Genomic DNA, 429 nt, shown 5'->3' with positions numbered 1-429 from the left:
CATTCTAAGGCCTGACATACGCGCGGCGAGGGGGTTTGTCGCGGTCTGTTTGCGAGCGTTTCGCAAGAAACGTCAGCAGCTTGCGTCCAAACCGGCGCAAGTCACGGACCGTCGGGGATTCCCGGCGTCTTTTGTTGGTTCGTGCCGTGGCTGGGGACGCCCTTGGGGGTCTTCTGCGGCGTTCGAGAGGTGGAAACGTGGCCGAATCGGTCGTGCATACGGAAGACGGTCACAGCCCTGAGGGCGGTGATCCCAATCGTCGGGACTTTATCTACATCGCGGCGGGCGCCGCAGCGGTCGGCGCGGGCGCCATGATCGCCTAGCCGCTGATCAACCAGATGAATCCGGCGGCCGATACGCTGGCTCTGGCGTCGATCGAGTTCGACCTGACCAAGGTTCAGGAAGGCCAGCAGGTCGTCATCAAATGGC

Annotated in this window: 1 pseudogene; it reads left to right on the top strand. The window is 62.7% G+C overall.

The annotated features are described in order from the left end of the window. Positions 1-197: 197 nt before the first annotated feature. Positions 198-429 (top strand): annotated as a pseudogene (locus tag JWG43_RS20965) (ubiquinol-cytochrome c reductase iron-sulfur subunit N-terminal domain-containing protein); the annotation flags it as partial.

This window comes from Desulfobulbus alkaliphilus (assembly GCF_016918545.1).
Taxonomy (GTDB): domain Bacteria; phylum Desulfobacterota; class Desulfobulbia; order Desulfobulbales; family Desulfobulbaceae; genus Desulfobulbus; species Desulfobulbus alkaliphilus.
This window is presented reverse-complemented; position numbering and strand designations above follow the sequence as displayed.